This is a genomic window from Chryseobacterium sp. SSA4.19, from assembly GCF_022601875.1.
In the GTDB taxonomy this organism is placed as follows: Bacteria; Bacteroidota; Bacteroidia; order Flavobacteriales; family Weeksellaceae; genus Chryseobacterium.
Genome location: NZ_JAKVIP010000016.1, coordinates 13,354 through 34,076, shown reverse-complemented (window position 1 = coordinate 34,076; position 20,723 = coordinate 13,354). Strand labels below are relative to the sequence as shown.

Annotated in this window: 23 protein-coding genes; all 23 read left to right on the top strand. The window is 39.3% G+C overall.

Going from position 1 to position 20,723, the window contains the following annotated elements; genetic code table 11:
- The first annotated feature begins 79 nt into the window (after positions 1-79).
- The 23 genes from MKJ01_RS12420 to MKJ01_RS12310 all read left to right on the top strand — a co-directional run bounded on the left by MKJ01_RS12420 (position 80) and on the right by MKJ01_RS12310 (position 20,644).
- On the top strand, positions 80-763 hold the full coding sequence (locus MKJ01_RS12420; RefSeq protein WP_241614425.1) for a Crp/Fnr family transcriptional regulator: 684 nt from the start codon (positions 80-82) through the stop codon (positions 761-763).
- 297 nt (positions 764-1,060) lie between these two features.
- Positions 1,061-2,116 carry a hypothetical protein gene (locus MKJ01_RS12415; protein ID WP_241614426.1) on the top strand — a complete coding sequence of 352 codons (1,056 nt, stop codon included), beginning with the start codon at positions 1,061-1,063 and terminating at the stop codon, positions 2,114-2,116.
- A 12-nt stretch (positions 2,117-2,128) separates the two neighbouring features.
- Positions 2,129-4,360 carry a molybdopterin oxidoreductase family protein gene (locus tag MKJ01_RS12410; protein WP_241614427.1) on the top strand — a complete coding sequence of 744 codons (2,232 nt, stop codon included), beginning with the start codon at positions 2,129-2,131 and terminating at the stop codon, positions 4,358-4,360.
- Between the two features lie 12 nt (positions 4,361-4,372).
- A complete protein-coding gene (locus tag MKJ01_RS12405) occupies positions 4,373-4,948 on the top strand; it encodes a 4Fe-4S dicluster domain-containing protein (RefSeq protein ID WP_241614428.1) in 576 nt (191 codons plus the stop codon).
- A 10-nt stretch (positions 4,949-4,958) separates the two neighbouring features.
- On the top strand, positions 4,959-5,486 hold the full coding sequence (locus tag MKJ01_RS12400) for a ubiquinol-cytochrome c reductase iron-sulfur subunit (protein WP_241614429.1): 528 nt from the start codon (positions 4,959-4,961) through the stop codon (positions 5,484-5,486).
- A gap of 47 nt (positions 5,487-5,533) precedes the next feature.
- Complete coding sequence (locus MKJ01_RS12395) at positions 5,534-5,818, top strand: DUF6755 family protein (protein ID WP_241614430.1); 285 nt, start codon at positions 5,534-5,536, stop codon at positions 5,816-5,818.
- Complete coding sequence (gene moaA, locus MKJ01_RS12390; RefSeq protein ID WP_241614431.1) at positions 5,793-6,800, top strand: GTP 3',8-cyclase MoaA; 1,008 nt, start codon at positions 5,793-5,795, stop codon at positions 6,798-6,800. Before MKJ01_RS12395 ends, moaA begins: the two co-directional genes overlap by 26 nt.
- A gap of 214 nt (positions 6,801-7,014) precedes the next feature.
- On the top strand, positions 7,015-7,623 hold the full coding sequence (locus tag MKJ01_RS12385) for a molybdopterin-dependent oxidoreductase (protein ID WP_241614432.1): 609 nt from the start codon (positions 7,015-7,017) through the stop codon (positions 7,621-7,623).
- A gap of 60 nt (positions 7,624-7,683) precedes the next feature.
- On the top strand, positions 7,684-8,880 hold the full coding sequence (locus MKJ01_RS12380; protein WP_241614433.1) for a molybdopterin molybdotransferase MoeA: 1,197 nt from the start codon (positions 7,684-7,686) through the stop codon (positions 8,878-8,880).
- The gene (locus MKJ01_RS12375; protein WP_241614434.1) at positions 8,868-9,191 is read left to right on the top strand and encodes a winged helix-turn-helix domain-containing protein; all 324 of its coding nucleotides are present in this window, start codon (positions 8,868-8,870) and stop codon (positions 9,189-9,191) included. The genes MKJ01_RS12380 and MKJ01_RS12375 overlap by 13 nt, the downstream gene beginning before the upstream one ends.
- A gap of 4 nt (positions 9,192-9,195) precedes the next feature.
- Positions 9,196-9,759, top strand: a complete 564-nt coding sequence (locus tag MKJ01_RS12370; RefSeq protein WP_241614435.1) for a molybdenum cofactor guanylyltransferase — start codon at positions 9,196-9,198, stop codon at positions 9,757-9,759.
- A gap of 260 nt (positions 9,760-10,019) precedes the next feature.
- Positions 10,020-10,253 carry a MoaD/ThiS family protein gene (locus tag MKJ01_RS12365; protein ID WP_241614436.1) on the top strand — a complete coding sequence of 78 codons (234 nt, stop codon included), beginning with the start codon at positions 10,020-10,022 and terminating at the stop codon, positions 10,251-10,253.
- A 10-nt stretch (positions 10,254-10,263) separates the two neighbouring features.
- Positions 10,264-11,349, top strand: coding sequence for a ThiF family adenylyltransferase (locus tag MKJ01_RS12360; protein WP_241614437.1), 1,086 nt, complete (start codon positions 10,264-10,266; stop codon positions 11,347-11,349).
- Positions 11,346-11,783, top strand: coding sequence for a molybdenum cofactor biosynthesis protein MoaE (locus tag MKJ01_RS12355; RefSeq protein ID WP_241614438.1), 438 nt, complete (start codon positions 11,346-11,348; stop codon positions 11,781-11,783). The genes MKJ01_RS12360 and MKJ01_RS12355 overlap by 4 nt, the downstream gene beginning before the upstream one ends.
- A 64-nt stretch (positions 11,784-11,847) precedes the next feature.
- Positions 11,848-12,756, top strand: coding sequence for a bifunctional molybdenum cofactor biosynthesis protein MoaC/MoaB (gene moaCB, locus MKJ01_RS12350; RefSeq protein WP_241614439.1), 909 nt, complete (start codon positions 11,848-11,850; stop codon positions 12,754-12,756).
- Between the two features lie 159 nt (positions 12,757-12,915).
- Complete coding sequence (locus MKJ01_RS12345) at positions 12,916-13,872, top strand: DUF438 domain-containing protein (RefSeq protein ID WP_241614440.1); 957 nt, start codon at positions 12,916-12,918, stop codon at positions 13,870-13,872.
- A 78-nt stretch (positions 13,873-13,950) separates the two neighbouring features.
- Positions 13,951-14,382 carry an Rrf2 family transcriptional regulator gene (locus tag MKJ01_RS12340; protein WP_241614441.1) on the top strand — a complete coding sequence of 144 codons (432 nt, stop codon included), beginning with the start codon at positions 13,951-13,953 and terminating at the stop codon, positions 14,380-14,382.
- Between the two features lie 135 nt (positions 14,383-14,517).
- On the top strand, positions 14,518-15,555 hold the full coding sequence (gene nirK, locus MKJ01_RS12335; protein WP_241614442.1) for a copper-containing nitrite reductase: 1,038 nt from the start codon (positions 14,518-14,520) through the stop codon (positions 15,553-15,555).
- Positions 15,556-15,621: 66 nt separating this feature from the next.
- Entirely contained in the window at positions 15,622-16,452 is an 831-nt protein-coding gene (locus MKJ01_RS12330) for a formylglycine-generating enzyme family protein (RefSeq protein WP_241614443.1), read from the top strand.
- Positions 16,453-16,456: 4 nt separating this feature from the next.
- The gene (locus MKJ01_RS12325) at positions 16,457-17,020 is read left to right on the top strand and encodes an SCO family protein (RefSeq protein ID WP_241614444.1); all 564 of its coding nucleotides are present in this window, start codon (positions 16,457-16,459) and stop codon (positions 17,018-17,020) included.
- Between the two features lie 17 nt (positions 17,021-17,037).
- Positions 17,038-17,469 (top strand): c-type cytochrome, encoded by a 432-nt coding sequence (locus MKJ01_RS12320; RefSeq protein ID WP_241614445.1) that lies wholly within the window; start codon positions 17,038-17,040, stop codon positions 17,467-17,469.
- A 187-nt stretch (positions 17,470-17,656) separates the two neighbouring features.
- Positions 17,657-18,373, top strand: coding sequence for an iron-sulfur cluster repair di-iron protein (gene ric / locus MKJ01_RS12315; RefSeq protein ID WP_241614446.1), 717 nt, complete (start codon positions 17,657-17,659; stop codon positions 18,371-18,373).
- Between the two features lie 27 nt (positions 18,374-18,400).
- The gene (locus MKJ01_RS12310; RefSeq protein ID WP_241614447.1) at positions 18,401-20,644 is read left to right on the top strand and encodes a nitric-oxide reductase large subunit; all 2,244 of its coding nucleotides are present in this window, start codon (positions 18,401-18,403) and stop codon (positions 20,642-20,644) included.
- Positions 20,645-20,723 lie beyond the last annotated feature (79 nt).

Below are 20,723 nucleotides of genomic sequence, written 5' to 3'. Positions count from 1 at the left end.
TCCGGGAGAATTACATAAGGGTTATCTTGTAACTTTAATGGTATTGAATTACATTTGTCGTTGATCGAGGAACTTAACTATGAATAAAAAAATAACCGAATGCAGCCATACTTGCTTTATGTGTCAGCATATATTGCCTGAATGGTGGGAAGTGATTAATGTTAAAAGAGATATTATCAAAGTTAAGAAAGGGCAGAAATTCATTGAAGAGGGAAGTAAAAGAGAGGGTGTTTTCTTTATTCAGGATGGTTTTGTTAAAGTACATAAACATTGGGGTGAACGTGAAATGATTGTCCGTTTTGCTAAAAAAGGCGAAATCGTCGGCCACCGGGGAATTTCCGCTGAAAATATGCATTCACCCATTTCGGCAACGGCCATGCAGGACTCCGTTCTGTGCTTTGTAGAGCTGGATTTTTTTAAAACTTTATTAAAAGCCAATATTTCATTGTCCTATGAGCTGATGATGTTTTATGCAGATGAACTGCAATGGTCTGAGCAAAAAATGGGAAGTTTTATCCATTTGTCCGTTAAAGAACGTTTTGTCATTAATCTTAATTATCTCATTAAACATTTTGGGCTTGATGAGTCGAATACACTTCAGATCGAACTGTCGAAAACTGAGATGGCAGCTTATATAGGAACTACATATGAAACCATGTACAGGGTAATAGCAGAAATGGAAAACGCTGATATCCTTACATTTTCCGGTAAACAGATTGAAATTATCAGTCTTACAAAGCTGCAGGCCCAGGCCCTGAGTTGAATCATCATGTCTGAAAATCTGTGTAAAGCACTGAGATTGGTGCTTCTATTTAATTTTACTTTATAATCATATAGTTTTTTAGCGGTGATGAACATATTAGTTCAATAGCATGATGTAAATCATATTTATTGCAATTAATTGTATTTCAATTTGATAGATGATATAATTTGTATCATTTATTTTGAATAATTTTAAATAAGATAATTGTGTCTTATTTAGAAATGTATTGCTGTATCTTTGTTGAAGAAAAACAGGATCCCTCATACAGTAAATGAGTGACCTTTAAATTTAAACGGGATGTTCAGCATTTTCACCAATATCAACAGGAAAGCATTTATTAATGCAATTATTGCTACATTCGTAGTGATCGCTATTACGGTAGCAGGTTCTGTTAATCTTCAGAATTTTGATGCCGCTTTAATCATTTATTTTTTCGGGACCATCAGCATGACATTCGGAGTAGTGTATCATCATTCAGTATGGAAGCAGCGCCCGGCAACGCAGAAATATTGGAAACGTACGTGGGAATTTATTTTCAGCAAAGATTATCCGATCTATATCAAAGAAGTGATCCGCCTTTCCGTACGAAACATTCTTTTCCAGAAGTTTATTGTTTCCAGAGGAAGAATGCGCTGGCTGGGTCATTTTCTTTTAGCAACAGGCTGCCTCATCTCTTTTGTGGTTACGTTTGGTCTTACCTTCGGATGGCTGCATTTTACATTGAAGCCCGGAACGATTGATCAGTACGAAACTCATATGATGGGAGTTACCGTGATGACCTTTCCTCTGAATACCTTTGTTGCGATGTTCTTTTTCCACATCCTGGTCTGGACGGCAATCATGGTAATCATAGGATGTCTGATCATGATGCACAGAAGATTTGTTGATGAAGGGTTAATCGCGACCCAATGGTTTGAGCGCGACTGGCTTCCCTTAATTTTATTGGTTGCTGTTTCCGTGACAGGTTTGGGGATTTGGTTTGATTATACCTATCTCGAAGGAAAAATGAGCCAGTTTATGGCCATTATACATGCGATTACCGTTGCAATGTTTCTGATGTGGATCCCTTTCGGAAAATTCTTTCACATATTTCAGAGACCTGCTCAGGTGGGCGCAAATATTTATAAAATTGAAGGGAAACGGCGCGGGATGCAGATTTGCCCGCACACCGGCGATGAATATACTACCTCAATGCATATCGATGATTTAAAAGAAATCACTCAGGAAATGGGATTCGATTTAGAAAATGAAGAAGGAAAAAGTTATTTAGACTATAGCCCGGAAGGAAAAAGAGCAATGCTCGCCAAAGCGCACCTCAAAGCAAGACAGGAATCAGGAACTTATTTTGGTTAAAATAAAATAAACATGGCAAGATTACCCGTAACAGCCGACGAAATCATTAATGTATTCGGACCGCATCAACATTATCCAAACAAAGGAACCGTAAGGTCAAATCCTCAGAATCCCGATGCTTTGGTAAAAACACATTGCTGTTTTTGCGGCCTGCAGTGTGGGATTCAATTAAAAGTGAAGGATAAAAAAGTCGTGGGTTTCGAACCGTGGAATGACTTTCCTTTTAATGAGGGCAGACTTTGTCCGAAAGGAGTTCAGCGGTACATGCAGGACAATCATCCGGATCGTCTGCTTTCACCCTATAAAAGGATTGAAGGTAAAGGTTTTATCCCGATAGAATGGGAGGAAGCATACGATGTGGTGATTAAGGAAATCAGGAGGATTCAGGAAAAATACGGAAAAAATTCTTTTGCGATGCTGTCAGGCGTTTCTCTAACCAATGAGAAAAGTTATATGGTCGGAAAATTTGCAAGAGTTGCATTGAAAACCGCTAACCTCGATTATAATGGACGGTTGTGTATGGTGAGTGCTGGTGCGGGAAATAAGAAAGCATTCGGAATGGACCGCTCTTCCAACAGCTGGGCAGACCTCGCTCATGCAGAAGTTATCCTTATTACCGGAGCGAATGTGAGCGAATGTTTCCCTGTTTTAACACATAAAATTTGGGAAGCCCGGGATAACGGAGCCAAATTAATCGTTATTGATCCACGCCAGATTCCGATTGCGAGAACGGCCGATATTCATCTGCCGTTAAGACCCGGAACCGATTCAGCACTGACGAATACGATGCTGAAGGTTTTAATTGATAACAATTGGCTGGATAATGATTTCATAAATAATTATACCTCAGGATTTAAAGAAACGGCCGAAGCGGTAAAAGATTGTACCCTCGAGTGGGGTGAAGAAGTGACAGGAGTTCCGAAAGAGCTCATTTTCAAAGCTGCAGAAATGTGGGGGAAAGCAAAAACCAGTTTCCTGATGCACGCTCGTGGCATCGAACATCATTCTAAAGGTGTGCAGAACGTTTCAAGCTGTATTAATTTAGTTTTAGCAACCGGAAGAATAGGAAAACCTTATTGCGGCTATGGAACGATAACCGGACAGGGAAACGGACAGGGCGGTCGGGAACACGGTCATAAATGCGACCAGCTTCCCGGAAACAGAGATATTGAAAATCCGGAGCACCGTAAAATAGTCGCGGATATCTGGGGAATCAAGGAAGAAGATATGCCTCGAAAAGGATTGAGTGCCTATGAAATTATTGAAGCGATCAATAGGGGAGAAATCAAAGGTTTGCTGTCGATCTGTTTCAATCCTTTGGTTTCCCTGCCGAATAACAACAATGTCCGCGCAGCATTGGAAAAATTGGAATTCTATGCAGGAATCGATTTCTTTTTATCTGAAACTCTGCGACACGCCAATATTATTCTTGCAGGTTCTTTGCAGGAAGAGGAAGAGGGAACAACAACTTCTTCAGAAGGTCGTGTGATTAGAATCAGGGCAGTTGTTGATCCACCCGGAAAAGCAAAACGTGACAGCGAAATTTTAATGGAATTAGCCCGTAGATTAGGGGAAGGCGACAAATTCAATTATAAAAAAAGCGAGGAAACTTTTAATGAACTAAGAGTTGCATCAAGAGGAAGTGCTGCCGATTATTACGGGATTACCTACGAAAGAGTAGAAAAAAATCTGGGGATTTTCTGGCCCTGTCCAACCGAAGATCATCCCGGGACACCGAGACTTTGGGAAGATAAACAGTTTAATACAAACGATAAAAAAGCACATTTTAACCCGACTCCTTACAAAAAACCAACTGAAGAACCGGACGAAGAATATCCGATCGTGCTGACAACAGGAAGGGTTGTAAGCCAATATTTAAGCGGTTCACAAACCAGAAGAATCGGAAAACTGGTAGACCTTTATCCGGAACCTTTATTGGAAATTCATCCTAAACTGGCAGCAGAATACGGCATTGAAGAAAATGATTTAATCAAAGTTTCTACCCGGCGAGGAAGCGCATTGTTTCCTGCTAATGTCGTTGAAACCATAAGACAGGACACGGTTTTCATCCCTTATCATTGGGGTGGTGTGAATTCCGCGAACCAATTGACGATTGATGCTTTGGATCCGGTTTCAAAAATACCCGAGTTCAAAGTTTGCTCCTGTAAAATTGAAAAGACTGGACGGAAAAAAGGTGAAAACTCAGTAGAATTTGCCAACCAAAGTAGAGATATTCAATATTAGATTTTAAAAATTATGGCGGAACAGTTTGAAAAATTTAACGATATGGAATTTTTTGTGGATATGCAGCGGTGCATCGGCTGTCACTCGTGTGAGATGGCGTGTGCTGAGTGCGAAACCAACGGAGAAACCTCAATGATCCATATTCATTACGTGGACAGAGCCGAAACCATTCAGACAACCGTTCAGGTATGCATGCACTGCGAAGACCCGATCTGTGCCAATGTTTGCCCGGCGGACGCAATTACAAAAGACGAATATGGAATTGTTCACACTGCAGATACCTCAAAATGTATCGGCTGTGCCAACTGTGTTATCGGCTGCCCGTTCGGCGTTCCGCAAATCCCGGATCAGAGTGCCATGCTGATGATGAAATGTAATATGTGCTACGACCGAACCAGCACAGGCCTAAAACCCATGTGTGCTACTGTCTGCCCAAGCGGAGCCTTAACGTTTGATACCAGAGATAATGTGGCGAAGAAAAGACCTAACAGTACACCGGTCAACCGTTTTATTTTCGGGAAAGAAATCGTCAATACTAAAGTAAATATCATGATGCCGAAAGGCAGCGAAGAATTAAAAGTTTTTTAAACCTCTTACCATGTCAGAAGATCATAAAAAAATTCCCGCCTGGAAATCCGATTTTCCAATTAAAAAACGGGAAGCAGCCTATGTTTCACGTAAAGAATTCATCAAGCTGATTACCTTTTTTTCAGGTACTTTAGCGTTAGCGAATTTGGGAATTCCGGTATTCAATCATTTCAAAAAAGAAGAAACACTGGGAGAATATTTCGTAGGACTGACCACCGATCTTAAAGTCGGCAGCATGCGGACTTTCTACATCAACGAGAACCATAGAACGCCATACATGCTCATCAGGTTAGCTGAAGACAAATGGAAGGTTTTTGAGCAGAAATGTACCCACTTATCCTGTTCTGTTTTATACAATCATGAAGATAGAGTGATAGAATGCCCTTGCCACCACGGTTTTTTCAATCCGGATGACGGTTCAGTGATACAGGGGCCACCGCCGAGACCGCTACCGCAATTGACGGTTGTAATAAAAGAAGACAAAATCTACGTGACAGATTTTATCAAAGAATCGAAAGATACTCACGGACACGGATAAAAAGTTTGCGGGCTTAAGCATTTAAAAATTAATTAAAAACCGAAAAAATGTCAGTACGAAAGAAACCCATAAAAAAAGTAACCTTCCGCGTCAACGAGATGTTGGTTGCTATTATCAGTATTTATATTTTGCTGGTCAGTCTGCAGATGTGGCTTTTGTTTGGAACCATCAACAAAGCGTTAGACAAAGAGCACATCGATTTTGCCTGGTATTCGGCAATTGGTTCGGTGATTATTTTTATGTGTACGGTTTTCTTTTTGAGATATGTACCTGATATTCCAACCGGGCAAGTTAAAAATTCACAAGATGAAAGCGATGGCAAATCCTACTGATTTAGTCGATTCTTTCGGGCGCAAACACAATTATCTCCGGCTTTCGATTACTGACAGCTGCAATTTCCGCTGCCTGTATTGTATGCCCGATGAGCCGTTCAAAAGTACACCATCAATTGAGTTGATGAGCAATCAGGAAATTTATGAAATTTCTAAAATTTTCGTTCAGAAATTCAATATCAATAAAATCAGAATTACGGGTGGTGAACCTTTGGTCCGAAACGGTTTTGAATCCATCATTCGTCAGATTTCAACACTGGGAGCTCATATAGGAATCACAACCAACGGCGTTTTGCTTCATAAATATTTTGATTTATTTGAAGAATGTGGTGTAAAAAATCTCAATATCAGCATTGATTCTCTCGACCGCGAAAAATTTAAATATATTACTAAAAGAGATTTGTTTCAAACGGTTTGGGAAAATAGTAAAGAAAGTATCAAAAGGGGATTTAATGTAAAATTAAATGTTGTCATAATGCGAGGCTTCAATGAAAACGAAATTCCTGAGTTCATAGCACTTTCACATCATTACCCCATCGAGTTAAGATTTATAGAATTCATGCCTTTTACCGGAAATTCGTGGGAGAAAAATAAAGTTATTCCGATATCTGAAATGCTGACTTTAGTTTCAGAACATTTACCCTATGAAAAGGTGGAAGACCACAAAAATGATACATCCAGAAAATACAGAATTAATGCGGAAAGCAAAGGCCTTTTCGGATTTATTTCTACGATGAGTAATTCATTTTGTGCAGGTTGCAACCGGATCCGGATTACTTCCGACGGGAAAATGAAAAACTGTCTTTTCGGTGCAGATGAGTTTGACTTAATTAAATCTATAAGAAATAATGAAGATCTGAACGAGATTATACAATTTGCGATCGCTCAAAAGCACAAAGAAAAAGGTGGACAATTCTCAAAAATGGAAAATATAAAAAAAAGTGAAATTGTCAACAGAAATATGATAAAAATAGGGGGCTGATTTTATTTGAACACCGATAGGCTGAAAAATACATAACGGCAGATTTTATGATATGAAACGGTTAATGCTGTAGGCTCTTGCTGTAGTGGAGTAGATTTATGGGAAAAATAAAACAATTGAATAGCAGAAATAATGGCGAATATGTCTTTTAAAAATAAATGAATAATAAAATATCTGTGTTTTTATAAAATAAACTTCTTAATAAATAATACCAATGAAAAAATTAACCAATCTAATTACAGTTGTAATGATTGCATTGACAATGTTACAATGTAAAAAATCAGACACAATCAATCCTGTACCTGATAATTCTGTAAAAACCGCTCAAAAACATTCAGAAGAAAAGGAAAGCCACAAACATGACGAAAAAGAAGATTTGAAGTATGTAAGTAAAGAAGTAAAAGTAACAGGAGATGTCGTAACACCATTGACCTTAACGGTAGATTCTTTAAAAAAAATGAAGGTGATAGAACTCAAAGATTTTAAAATTGTTTGCCAGACCGGTTTGACAAAAGACAGCGTAGAATCTACAAAAGGAGTTTTACTGACTGACATTTTGGAAAAAGCAAAGATCGCCCAACAGGAGCATAAAGACCGTAATTTCTATATCATTACAAGAGCTTCAGATGATTACAAAGCTACATTTTCCTGGGCAGAATTCTTCAATAGCCCGATTGGCGAAAAAGCGTATGTCGTATTTGAGCAAAACGGAAGGCCCTTGAAAGAAAAAGGAGAAATGATTATGGTAAGCCTTAACGATACCAAAACCGGTCCGCGACATGTAAAGTGGCTGAAAAGCATTGAAGTAAACCGAGTGAAATAAGAAAAAGTAAAACCAGATAAAATTTCATCCCCGATTTTAAACTTTAAAAGCGTCTTCAAAATGAAATACTTTATCCCCGTTTCCGAAGCAAAAAAAATTATTGAATCACAAATTTTCCGGACAGAGAAAATAACGGTTTCATTATTAGAAGCTCAAGGATTCTTTACCTCGGAACCTATTTTTGCAACTTTAGATGTTCCCTCCTTTAATAACTCTGCGATGGACGGTTACGGATTTCGGTTTGATGATTTAGCAGATTTTTCAGAATTAAAAGTTATGCATATCATTCCTGCCGGAGTATCAAAAAATAATTTTGAGCTTGGCCGGGGAGAAGCAGTGCGTATTTTTACAGGAGCAAAAATTCCTGATGGTGTTGATACTGTTATTATGCAGGAGAAAGTAACAAGAATTGAGGACCGAATTCAATTTAATGGTAATGAAATTTTAAAAGGAGAAAACATCCGTTTGAAAGGATCTCAAACCCGACTCGGGACGAAAATTATAGAAGAGAACACGTTTATTAACCATGCCGTTATCGGGTTTTTATCGGGATTTGGAATTGACAAGATAGCTGTTTATAATAAAATAAAAATAGGATTGCTCTATACAGGAAATGAATTAGTGGAAAGCGGGAAACCGCTTCTGGATGGAGAAATATACAATTCTAATTCTTACACGCTTCAATCAGCTTTGGCTGAAATTAATCATGGGTTTTCATTCATCAATCATGTCGAAGATACGGAAGAAGCTACTTTTTCTGCCATAAAAAAAAGTTTAGAAACGATCGATGTTTTACTGATTACCGGTGGTATTTCCGTAGGAGATTATGATTATGTGAAACCTGCTTTAGAGAAATCAGGTGTTTCAGAATTATTTTATAAAATCAGGCAAAAGCCTGGAAAACCTTTGTATTTCGGTAAGTTAGACAAGAAGATGATTTTTGCACTGCCCGGAAATCCTGCGTCCGTTTTTTCCTGTTATCATCAATATATAAAGCCTTTTTTACTGGGGTGTTTTGGGCGTAAAGATTTTGAGGAAGAAAAAGACTTTGCCATTTCAGAATCTTTTGCAAAGAAAAAAAACAAAGACCAAACACAGTTTCTGAAAGCCTGCTATTCTAAAGGGAAAGTGCGAATTCTCAACGCACAAGAATCCTACAAAATGGATTCTGCTGCACAGGCCAATTGTTTTGTCGAGTTTCCTGAAAAAGCAACTGAAATCAACATCGGAGAAAAAGTAACAATATGGAGAGTCTGAAAGTCAAAGGCAGAATCTGGATTGAAACCGAATCGGGCTTAAAAATAGGTGTTGGTAGAGCACGGCTTCTCGAACAGATTCATCTTTTGGGAAGTATTTCTGAGGCAGCAGCACTACTAAAGATTCCTTACCGAAAAGCGTGGGGAATGGTGCAGGACATTAATACCAACGCTTTCCATGAAATCGTAAGAAGGGAAGCCGGTGGAAAATCCGGTGGTCAGAGTTTCCTCACAGACTATGGAAAACTCATTGTGGAAAAGTTCAAAACAGCAGAAGATTATTTTACCCAGTTTTCTGAAGAAAAAATTTAAAAAAATGAAAGCAGTCATTTTAGCAGGAGGCAGGAGTTCCAGGATGGGGCAAAACAAAGCAATGATGAAACTGGGTGAAAAAATGTTGATACAATATGTTATCGATGCCGTGTCACCGGTTTTTTATGAAGTATATATTTCCGGAAACCACTCTGATTATCCGATTTCAGATGGAATTATAAGAGATATCATTTTGAGTAAAGGTCCGATGGGAGGCATTTATTCCGCATTAGAGTTTTTCGGGGAAGATATTTTTGTCTGCAGCTGCGATATGCCTTTCGTTTCATCAGAATTAATTAAAAATTTGCATCACAGAAAGGAAGACGGTAGAATTAATATTGCACAATGTGGCAATAAAATGTATCCGGTTTTAGGAATTTATCCTTTTTCTGTTCTCAATAATCTGAAAAATGCCATTGAAAGCGGAAATCTCAAAATGACCAGCTTTCTTAAAGAGCAAAATGCATATTACATACCGTTTAATGATGAGTTTGAAAATCAGTTTTTAAATATCAATACACCGGAAAATTTACGGAATGCAGAAGTTATTATGAAAAACACATTATAAATAATTTGAAGATTATAAAACAATTATCTGCAGCTATGAATTTGATTTTGGATATCTGACAATAAAGAAAAATATAACAAATACAATGGATCAGGCTTTGAATAGGCATGATTAAATTCAAAATTATCGATTATCATGGGAAAGGTATTAACTTTGATGATTATCCGGCATGTATTAGACAGAATACTACCTGTCTAATGATTATCTAAATAGAAGGTCATTCGTTATCACATTGAATGATCACTTTTAAATGTAAGTATATGAAACTAAAAATATTCGGCAAACTCACAGACCTTTTCAACGGAAATGATTATGATTTGGATTCTGAAGATATCAGTTCTGTTTCGGATCTGAAAAACAGGCTTTATGAAAAATTCCCGGCTTTAAAAGAGTCTACTTTTTTAGTAGTTGTCAACGGTATAAAATCGGATGATGATACGTCTATTAATAAGAATTCAGAAATTGCTTTGCTGCCACCGTATTCAGGAGGCTAATACTGAAGATATGAATGTAAACAGATATAGCAGGCAAGTAATACTGCCGGACTTTGGGATTTCTGCACAGGAAAAACTAGCTGCTTCTTCCGTTCTGGTGGTTGGAGCAGGCGGTTTGGGCTGTCCGGCATTGCAGCTTTTGGTTTCTTCGGGAATTGGAAAAATTGGAATCGTTGATTTTGATTTTGTTGAAATTCAGAATCTTCATCGACAGTTTTTGTTTGATGAAAAAGATATTGGATTGCCAAAAGTAATTGTAGCAGAACGATATTTAAAAAGTAAAAACCCCGAAACGGAAATTGAAATTTTTAATGAAAAACTGACTGCGCAAAATGGTATTGGAATTATTCAGAATTACGATGTCGTCGCTGATTGCACCGATAATTTTACGACAAGATATTTGCTGAACGACGCCTGCTTTATTTTGAAAAAGCCTTTGGTGTATGCCTCTATTTTCAGATATGAAGGACAGGTTGCAGTATTTAATGTAGAGAAAGAAAATCAGATAACCAATTACCGTGATCTTTTTCCGGTGCCGCCGAATCAGAACGAAGTGCCGAATTGTAATGAAGCAGGAGTTTTGCCAACGCATTCATCCGTAATCGGTACATTTCAGGCGAATGAAGTGATCAAATTATTAACAGGTTCAGGTGATATTTTAATCCATAAACTGCTGACTTTTAATACTAAAAATTATCAGTCGATGGTATTTAATTTTAACGGAAATGAAAAAAAGTCGGGACCCAATACAATTGAAGAGCTTCAAAATTTCAATTATGAGGAATTCTGTCATATCTATAAAAGCAATGAGATTACATCCTTAACCGGATTGGAAATTTTTCTGGATCAGGAAAAAAGTATTTTGATCGATGTCAGGGAGCCCGATGAACAGCCGAGACTCGAGTCTTTACAGGCTTTGGAAATTCCGCTGGCTTCTCTTGGGCAGCATCTGGAATCTTTAAAACCGTATGATAATATCTGTTTCGTATGCGCTTCGGGAATACGCAGCAGAAAGGCAATGGAGCTTATAAAAAACCATTTTCCGGAAAAAGAAATCAGGCATTTTCCATCCGGAGCAAAATCAATCGTACAATGAAAAAAATAAAAAATATATTTATCGAAGGTCCTATCGATCCTTCATTTATTGCCAAAAGCATCAGCAAGCATACCGTGAAGACAACAATTGGCGGACACAGCATCTTTCTCGGACAGATTCGTGAAGATGTAAAGAATGATAAAAAAGTCCTGTCGATAGAATTTACGGCTTATCAGGAAATGGCGCTCGAAAAAGCTCACGACATCCGGGAAGAAATCATTACGAAATATAATCTGACCTGTGCTCATATATATCACTCGTTGGGAAATATCAAAGTCGGAGAAATCTGCCTCTTTGTTTTCACTTCTGCACCGCACCGAAAAGAAGCAATAAACGCCTGTGACGAAATGGTGGATAGAATCAAGAAAGAAATTCCACTTTGGGGAAAAGAAATTCTGGAAGACGAGTCGCATGCATGGAAAGAAAATAAATAAATTTTGAAGCAGAGTTTACACGTCTTTTTTATCAAAAACATTCAAATAATTTAAATATTAATTAATGGTCAATATCACCCATAAAAATAATACACTCAGGAAAGCGATAGCGGAAGCCGTTCTCAGTGTCAGTTCAAAGGAAACAATCGATGCAATCTTGAACAATGAAGTCCCTAAAGGAAATGTTTTTGAAATGTCAAAAACGGCAGGATTGTTTGCGGCAAAAAAAACGAGTGATGTTATTCCGGATTGTCATCCGCTTCCTATAGAATATACCTCCATTCAGTTTGAGATCAGGGATTTGGATATTCATATCACATCGGAAATCCATACCATTTATAAAACCGGAGTAGAAGTGGAGGCGATGCATTCTGCATCTGTGGTGGCGCTCACAATGTATGATATGCTGAAACCGATTGATAAAAAAATTGAGATCAGGAATATCAGGCTGCTTGAGAAAAAAGGCGGAAAATCGGACCTCAGAGATTCCGGAGAAGGAATCAATGCTTCCGTAATTGTTTGTTCAGACAGTATTTTTGCAGGAAAAAAAGAAGATAAAGCAGGGAAAGCAATCATTGCTTCGCTGGAAAAGAATAAGGTAACGGTAAGTGAGTATGTAATTATCCCTGATGAAATAGAAGACATTCAGCGTAAAGTAAAATCCGATGTAGAGCAGGGTATACAATTAGTGATAATCACCGGAGGAACAGGACTTTCAAAAAGAGATATTACTCCGGAAGCCATCCGTCCTTTACTGGATCGTGAAATTCCTGGAGCAGCAGAAGCGATCAGAAGCTATGGACAATTGCGAACGCCATATTCGATGCTTTCCAGAAGCCTGGTAGGCATGATCGGTGAAACCCTTGTGATGGCGCTCCCCGGATCCACAAAAGGAGCAGAGGAATCCATGGATGCAGTTTTCCCCGGCATACTGCACATTTATAAGATTATAAACGGAGGTCAGCATCAATAGAAATGAATGACATAAATCAGTAAAATAAAAGATATTTAACTCTTTTATTTGAAAGTATAAATCTTACATTTGTTATATCAAACTAAGAAAACCTAAACCAAAGGATTTTCTTCATAGAATAAAAGACAAAAAGATATTAATATTTTATTTTACTTAAAAATGGATAAAAATCAATTGAAGGCCGGGCATCCTGTTCACACGTATCTGATGGAAGAGGAGCTTATCCTGTCCTTGTTAGACGAATTGAATACAACAGATCCTCATGAAGAATTTCAGAAATTTTATAATATGTTTAATCATCTCGCAAGTGTCGAAAGAAGATTTGAAAGAAAAGAAAATCAGCTTTTCCCTTTTCTGGAACAGAAAGGCTGGACAGGCCCTTCCCGGAATATGTGGTCTTTTCATGACACCATACGTGACATTTTCAGGATCATCCGGAAGAATATAGATGAAAAAGATCTTGATTCCGCCAGGCAGAACATTCAGTATGCCGGACATAATCTTAAAAACCTGATGGAAGTTGAAAAAAGTGTTCTGTTCCCGAATGCGATTGATATCCTCACCGATGAGGAATGGATCAAGATGCGGGAAGGAGAAGATGAAATCGGCTGGATGCTGAGCGAAGCGCCTGCGAAATATCCCGCTCAAAACGGATATGTGCATCCTTCAGATGATAAAGTCTTAAGAACCGATGTCATTTTTGATGACAGTGCATCGCATTTTGACGAAGGTTATATGACCATTGAGCAGGTGAATCTGTTATTCAGGACCTTGCCGCTTGATCTTACATACGTGGATGAAAACGACCGGGTTATTTTCTATAACCGTGGAGAAGAACGTGTTTTCCCAAGGAGCGCAGGAATTATCGGCCGTGAAGTAAGGTTCTGCCATCCTCCGAAAAGCGTGGATACCGTTCTTAAAATCCTGGAAGCATTTCGTAAAGGCGAGCAGAACGAAGCATCATTTTGGTTCAATTACCGTGAAAAGCTGATCTATGTTCGGTATTTTGCGGTTAGGGATCATCAGAAGAACTACCGTGGCGTTATAGAAATGTCCCAGGATATTTCTGAAACCAAAAAAATTGAAGGGGAAAGAAGGCTGCTGGAATGGGAATGATATTAATCATTAAAATAAAACACTAAATGGTCTTTTATTTCATTTCTGATCTCTATCTTTGTCATATAAAAAGAGCAAATGTTTTCTAAAACCTGCGAATACGCCATCCGGTCTTTGATTTTCATTGCGCAGCAGTCTAAGGACGGCAGGCGGATCGGTATTAAAGATATTGCATCAGGAATAGATTCCCCGGAATATTTCATTGCGAAAATATTACAGGATCTCAGCAGAAAAGGATTTGTACAGTCTGCGAAAGGTCCGAACGGCGGATTTTATATGGATACGGTTAATCTTGAGCAGTCTGTGGCAGATATTGTAAGAGAGATTGATGGAGACAAGCTTTTTTCGGGATGCGGCCTTGGGCTTAAAGAATGTTCGGAAACACATCCGTGTCCTATACATAATGATTTTAAACACATCAGGCAGGAAATAAAAAATATGCTGGAAAACTCTAAAATCAGCATGTTTGTTAAAAATTTAGATTTAAAGTTAACTTTTCTGAAACAATAAAACCTTTTAATAAATCAGTTACAGACTTAATATAATTTAAAAAACACAGTTAAATAAAATACTAAAAGGTATTTATATCTTATTGTGTTGTTTCAAAGATTGTTTAAGCCATGAACTTTGTAAAACAATTTTAACATGAGAAAATCATTCTTCATCACGGCGCTTTTATCAGCAGTTATCAGTATGAATTCCTGCAGGCAAAATCCTTCTGCCGGGAACAGTGCTGCGGCTGATACGGAAAAAATAGTAGCCGATGGCTCTTCTGAAGTGCAAAAACTGGTCGCACCACCTTTTCTGCCTGGCCCTGTCGGTGAAAGGGCTGCAAAAAAAGTCATCATAAAGCTGGAAACGATAGAGAAAACCGGTGAGCTGGCTGACGGTACGCAATACCATTTCTGGACGTTCAACGGAACGGTTCCAGGAAGTTTTATCCGCGCCAGAGTAGGAGATGACATTGAACTCCACCTTAAAAATAATGAAAACAATACTTTTCCCCACAATATAGACCTGCATGCAGTCAATGGGCCGGGAGGTGGAGCAGAAGCTACTTTTGTTGCACCCGGCACAGAAAAAGTCTTCAATTTTAAAGCTTTGAATCCGGGTCTCTATGTGTATCACTGCGCTACCGCTCCTGTGGGTATGCACATTGCCAACGGGATGTATGGGCTTATTCTCATTGAACCTGAAGGAGGTCTTCCTAAGGTTGATCGGGAATATTACATCATGCAGGGCGATTTCTACACCAAAGGAAAATTCGGAGATAAAGGTCTGCAGGAATTTGATATGGATAAAGCGATTGCAGAACACCCGGATTATGTTGTGTTCAACGGGAACACGGGAGCTTTATTGGGAGATAATGAACTTCAGGCTAAAGTTGGTGAAACAGTACGTTTTTATGTAGGAAATGGCGGTCCGAACCTTACGTCATCATTCCATGTGATCGGGGAAATCTTTGATAAAGTATATATGGAAGGCGGCAATAAGATTAATGAAAATGTTCAGACCACGGTCATTCCGCCGGGTGGAGCATCAATTGTTGAATTTAAAGCAACGGTTCCGGGAGAATATGTGATTGTGGATCATGCAATTTTCAGGGCTTTCAATAAAGGAGCTTTAGGAAAATTAAAAGTGTCAGGTGCTGAAAATCCAGCTGTTTATAAGAAAAACCAGTAAGATTATATAGAAATCAATTGAAAAGGTGATTGCTTAGGTCGCATTGAGGGTTTTAAAAAAGGAATCATGAAAAGTGTGTTAGTAATGTGTTTTATAATGGTGATCTGCCAGCTTTCCTGTTCTGGTCATTGTGATGTTTCCAATGTAAAACCCATCGCTCAGAACCATTTAACAAAGATCTCCAGCTTAAAAAAAATGGTAAAGATCGATGGGGGAAAATATGAAGCTTTTATTGGTAAGGACTCGGGAAGAATCGTGAAAGTAGCATCTTTCTACCTGGATGACAGTCCGGTTACCAATGGAGAGTATCTTCAGTTTCTTAAAAAAAATCCTCAGTGGGCTAAAAGCAAAGTATTGAAGCTGTATGCGGACAGCACTTATCTCGTGCATTGGAAAAGCGATTATGAAATTCCGCAGGATGTAAGTGTGGATGCTCCCGTTACCAATATTTCCTGGTATGCCGCAGAAGCCTATGCAAAAAGCGTAGGGAAGAGACTTCCTACGATAGACGAATGGGAATATGCGGGCCTTGCAGACCAGCATTCAGCAAATGCTTCCCACGATCCGGAGTTTACAGATTTCATATTAAAATCGTATCAAAAAACAGATAAGAACAAACAGCTCATTAAACAGTCAGAGCCTAATTATTACGGGGTCTACGATATGTACGGAATGGTTTGGGAGTGGACGTATGATTTCAATTCGGTCATGATGAGCGGAGAGTCCAGAAAAGACAATACTACTAATGAATCTTTGTTCTGTGCGGGAGCAGCAGTTACCTCATCAGACCTTAGGAATTACGCGGCATTTGTACGATATGCACTGAGAGGAAGCTTAAAAGCAGACTACTGCCTCAATAACCTGGGTTTCAGATGTGCGAAGGATATTAAATTTTAAAATAATGAAAAATATATTATACATTTTGCTCGCAATGATGATGTTGTCCTGCAGCAAAAAAAATGAAGAAATAAGTCCCGATTCCATTTACAACGTAAGATCGGAGTGGGAAAACCAGAATGGTAAGAAAATTACCTTTCCGGATTTAAAAGACAAAGTAATCGTAACTGCAATGATTTTTACTTCCTGTAAGACTGCCTGCCCGAGGCTGACCGCCGAAATGAAAAATATTTCCCGTAAAGTAGGAAAGGCAGATCCTGACGACATTCAGTATGTCCTGATCTCCATAGACCCGAAGACCGATACTCCGGAGGTCATGAAAGCCTATCTGAATGCCCATCAGTTTAATTACAAGGAATGGACTTTTATCCGCAGCAATGAAGCTGATACAAGGGAACTTGCCAATATTATGGCTGTTAAATATAAAGAAATTACACCCATAGAATTTTCACATTCCAACATCATCAGTGTATACTCCAAAAAAGGAACACTTGCTTTTCAGAAAGAAGGTCTTGGTACTGACGACGATGCCATTGTAAAAGAAATTAGAAAACAAATAGAATTATAATCCGTAAAAATGTAACAATGAAAAAGTTATTTTTAACAGCAATGCTGATATCTCTCGCTGTGATCTCCTGTTCAGAAAAAAAAGAATCTGCTGAAGAATCGGTTCCTGCTACAGAATCCAATATCATGATGGAAGAACCGAAAGCGAAAGATACTGCAGCCGTAGCATCAGCCGCTGCTACAGGTCCAGAAGCAGATATTGCAGAAGGAAAGTCTCTGGTAGAAGGAACAGACTGCCTTTCCTGCCACAAAGTGGATGCAAAACTTGTAGGCCCTGCTTATCAGGATGTAGCCGCTAAGTATACCGAAGCGGATGTAGATCACCTTGCACAAAAAATTATTGACGGTGGTAAAGGTGTATGGGGAGATATTCCAATGACGCCACACGCAGGACTCAGCAAGGAAAATGCACAGAAAATGGTAAAGTATATTCTTTCTCTTAAGAAATAAATCCAACGATTACCCTTTAAACAAGCAAATTAGAAAATCTGAAACAACATTGTCGGGAACGACATGGATTAAGACAATGTTGTTTCAAACAATAGCGGATCATGTATATTTTCATAAAACGGATCATGCATACATTGAATATTAATAAAAAATTTTAAAACAATAAAAGATAAAAAAGTATTATATTATGAATATAAAAAGAGACTTTATAGGAGACATTGTAGCTGAAGACTTCAGAACAGCTGCAGTATTTAAAAGATACGGAATCGATTTCTGCTGCAAAGGGGGAAGAACTATAGAAGAAGCCTGCGATTCTAAAAAATTAGGTAAAGAACAGGTATATGAAGATATTGAGAACCTTCCGAAAAGCAGTGGCGATTCCATCGATTTCAACAGCTGGCCGCTGGATCTGCTTGCGGATTATGTTGAGAAGACCCACCATCGTTATGTAGAAGAAAAGACTCCTGTTCTTCAGGCATTTTTAGATAAGCTGTGTAAAGTACATGGCGGAAGCCATCCCGAGCTTTTTCAGATCAGGGATCTGTTTGAATCGTCTGCACAGGACCTGGGAGCACATATGAAAAAAGAAGAGCTTATGCTTTTTCCTTTTATTAAAAATATGGTCAATGCAAAGATCTCCGGAAATGCTATTCAGCAGCCCCCTTTCGGAACCGTAGAAAATCCGGTTAATATGATGAAGCATGAGCATACTGTGGAAGGTGAACGTCTTAGAAAAATAGCAGAGCTTACTGACGAGTATAACCCGCCTGCCGATGCCTGCAATACCTACAGAGTGACATTCTCCATGTTACAGGACTTTGAAAACGACCTCCACAAACACATTCATCTGGAAAATAACATCCTTTTTCCAAAAGCCATCAGGCTGGAAAAAGAGTTTTCTTAATATCATTAAAATTAAACATAAAAAAATATGACACCTAAAAAGTTATGGATCTGGCTTGCAGCAGTAATTATCGGTTCGTTTGCAGTCCTTATTTTCTACGGCGTTGAGATCTACCGGAAAATTCCGCCTGTTCCGGATAAAGTGGTGACCACCGAAGGTATCACGGTCGCTACCGGGCAGGACATCAAAGACGGTCAAAACGTCTGGCAGTCTATCGGCGGGCAGACGGTGGGCAGTATCTGGGGACACGGTGCATACATCGCACCCGACTGGAGCGCAGATTACCTTCACAGGGAATCGCTTCTTTTACTGGATGAGCTTGCTAAAAAGGATGGGAAAGTATACAAAGATCTTGCTGACGATGAGCAGGCTAAATATAAAGTTTTGCTTAAACGAGAACTTCGCAGTAATACACTTGATGAAGCCACTAAAACCATCGTGATCTCTCCCGAAAGGGCTAAAGTTCAGGCAGAGCTGGCGGAATATTACGCTAAAATATTTATGAATGCTCCTGAGATGAATCAGCTTCGTGATCAGTATGCCATTCCTAAAAACACCGTGAAAACCCCTGAAAGAATGGCTAAGATGAATGCTTTCTTCTCATGGGCAGCCTGGGTTTGTATTACTGAAAGGCCGGGAGACACCGTATCCTATACAAATAACTGGCCGCACGATGAGATGATCGGCAACATTCCGCCGCCTTCCCTGCATTTATGGTCAGGATTCAGTGTTCTGATGCTGCTCGGGTGTGTTGGATTGCTTGTATTTTATCACGCTAGAAACAAAGAAGAAGAAATCAGTGAAAAGCTTCCTCTGGAAGATCCGCTGAGAAGCATGAAGCCAACCCCTTCGATGAAAGCCACCTTAAAATATATTTGGGTTGTAGCCTTACTGATCCTTGTTCAGATGCTTGCCGGGGTAATTACTGCCCATTACGGAGTGGAAGGAAGTGCTTTTTACGGAATTCCGCTGGATGAAGTACTTCCCCAGTCGATTTCCCGAAGCTGGCATGTTCAGCTGGCTATTTTCTGGATTGCCACATCGTGGCTCGCTACAGGCTTGTATATTGCTCCCGCTGTTTCCGGATACGAACCCAAATATCAGGTGCTGGGAGTCAATGTATTATTCGGTGCCTTACTGATTGTAGTTTTCGGATCATTGGCAGGACAATGGCTGGGTGTCATGCAGAAGCTGGGCTATGTGGATAATTTTCTTTGGGGACATTCCGGGTACGAATATGTGGAACTGGGAAGAATTTGGCAGATCTTGCTTTTAGTCGGGCTGATTCTTTGGTTGGTTTTGATGGTGAGGGCACTGCTTCCTGCATTGAAGAAAAAAGGAGGCGACAGGCATTTGTTGCTGCTTTTTACCCTTTCAGCTGTGGCAATTGCCCTGTTCTACGGAGCCGGACTAATGTATGGCAGGCAGACGCATATGGCTATTGCAGAATATTGGAGATGGTGGGTCGTTCATTTGTGGGTAGAAGGCTTCTTTGAGGTTTTTGCCACGGTGGTTGCTGCTTTCCTGTTTACAAGATTAGGATTGCTGAGACTCAAATCTGCCACGAATGCCGTATTGTTTTCCACTATTATTTTCCTCGCCGGAGGAATCTTAGGAACTTTCCATCACCTGTATTTCAGTGCTACACCGACTGCGGTTCTGGCTTTGGGAGCAACATTTAGTGCTCTGGAGATTGTCCCGCTGGTACTCATCGGTTTTGAAGCATGGCAGAATTACCAGATCAGTAAATCTACCAAATGGATCAAAGCTTATAAATGGCCAATCTACTGCTTCATCGCCATGTGCTTCTGGAATTTCCTGGGGGCAGGGATCTTCGGTTTTGCCATCAACCCACCGATTGCTTTGTATTATATTCAGGGACTGAATACAACTGCTGTTCATGGTCATGCCGCCTTATTCGGGGTGTACGGGATTTTAGGAATCGGTCTGATGATGTTCGTTCTCAGAGGTCTCTATCCTGATAGGCAATGGAATGATAAACTAATCGGCTGGGCATTCTGGCTGACTAACATAGGTCTTTTGGTGATGGTAACCATCAGCCTGCTGCCGATAGGCATCATGCAATCGGTGGCTTCCATTAAAGAAGGGTACTGGTATGCCCGTTCTGCAGAATTTATGCAGACCGACATGATGCATACCTTAAGATGGCTCCGTGTGCCCGGTGATATTTTACTGGCAATAGGAGAACTGCTGCTGGTGATTTTTATTATCGGTCTTAAAACCGGATGGTCATTAAAAGAAGAAAGATAACCAATGTGTGTGATGAGAACTGTCACTGTCTTAATGCACTGGCAGTTCTTTTTCCTAAAATTTAAAAGGAAGAAACTAA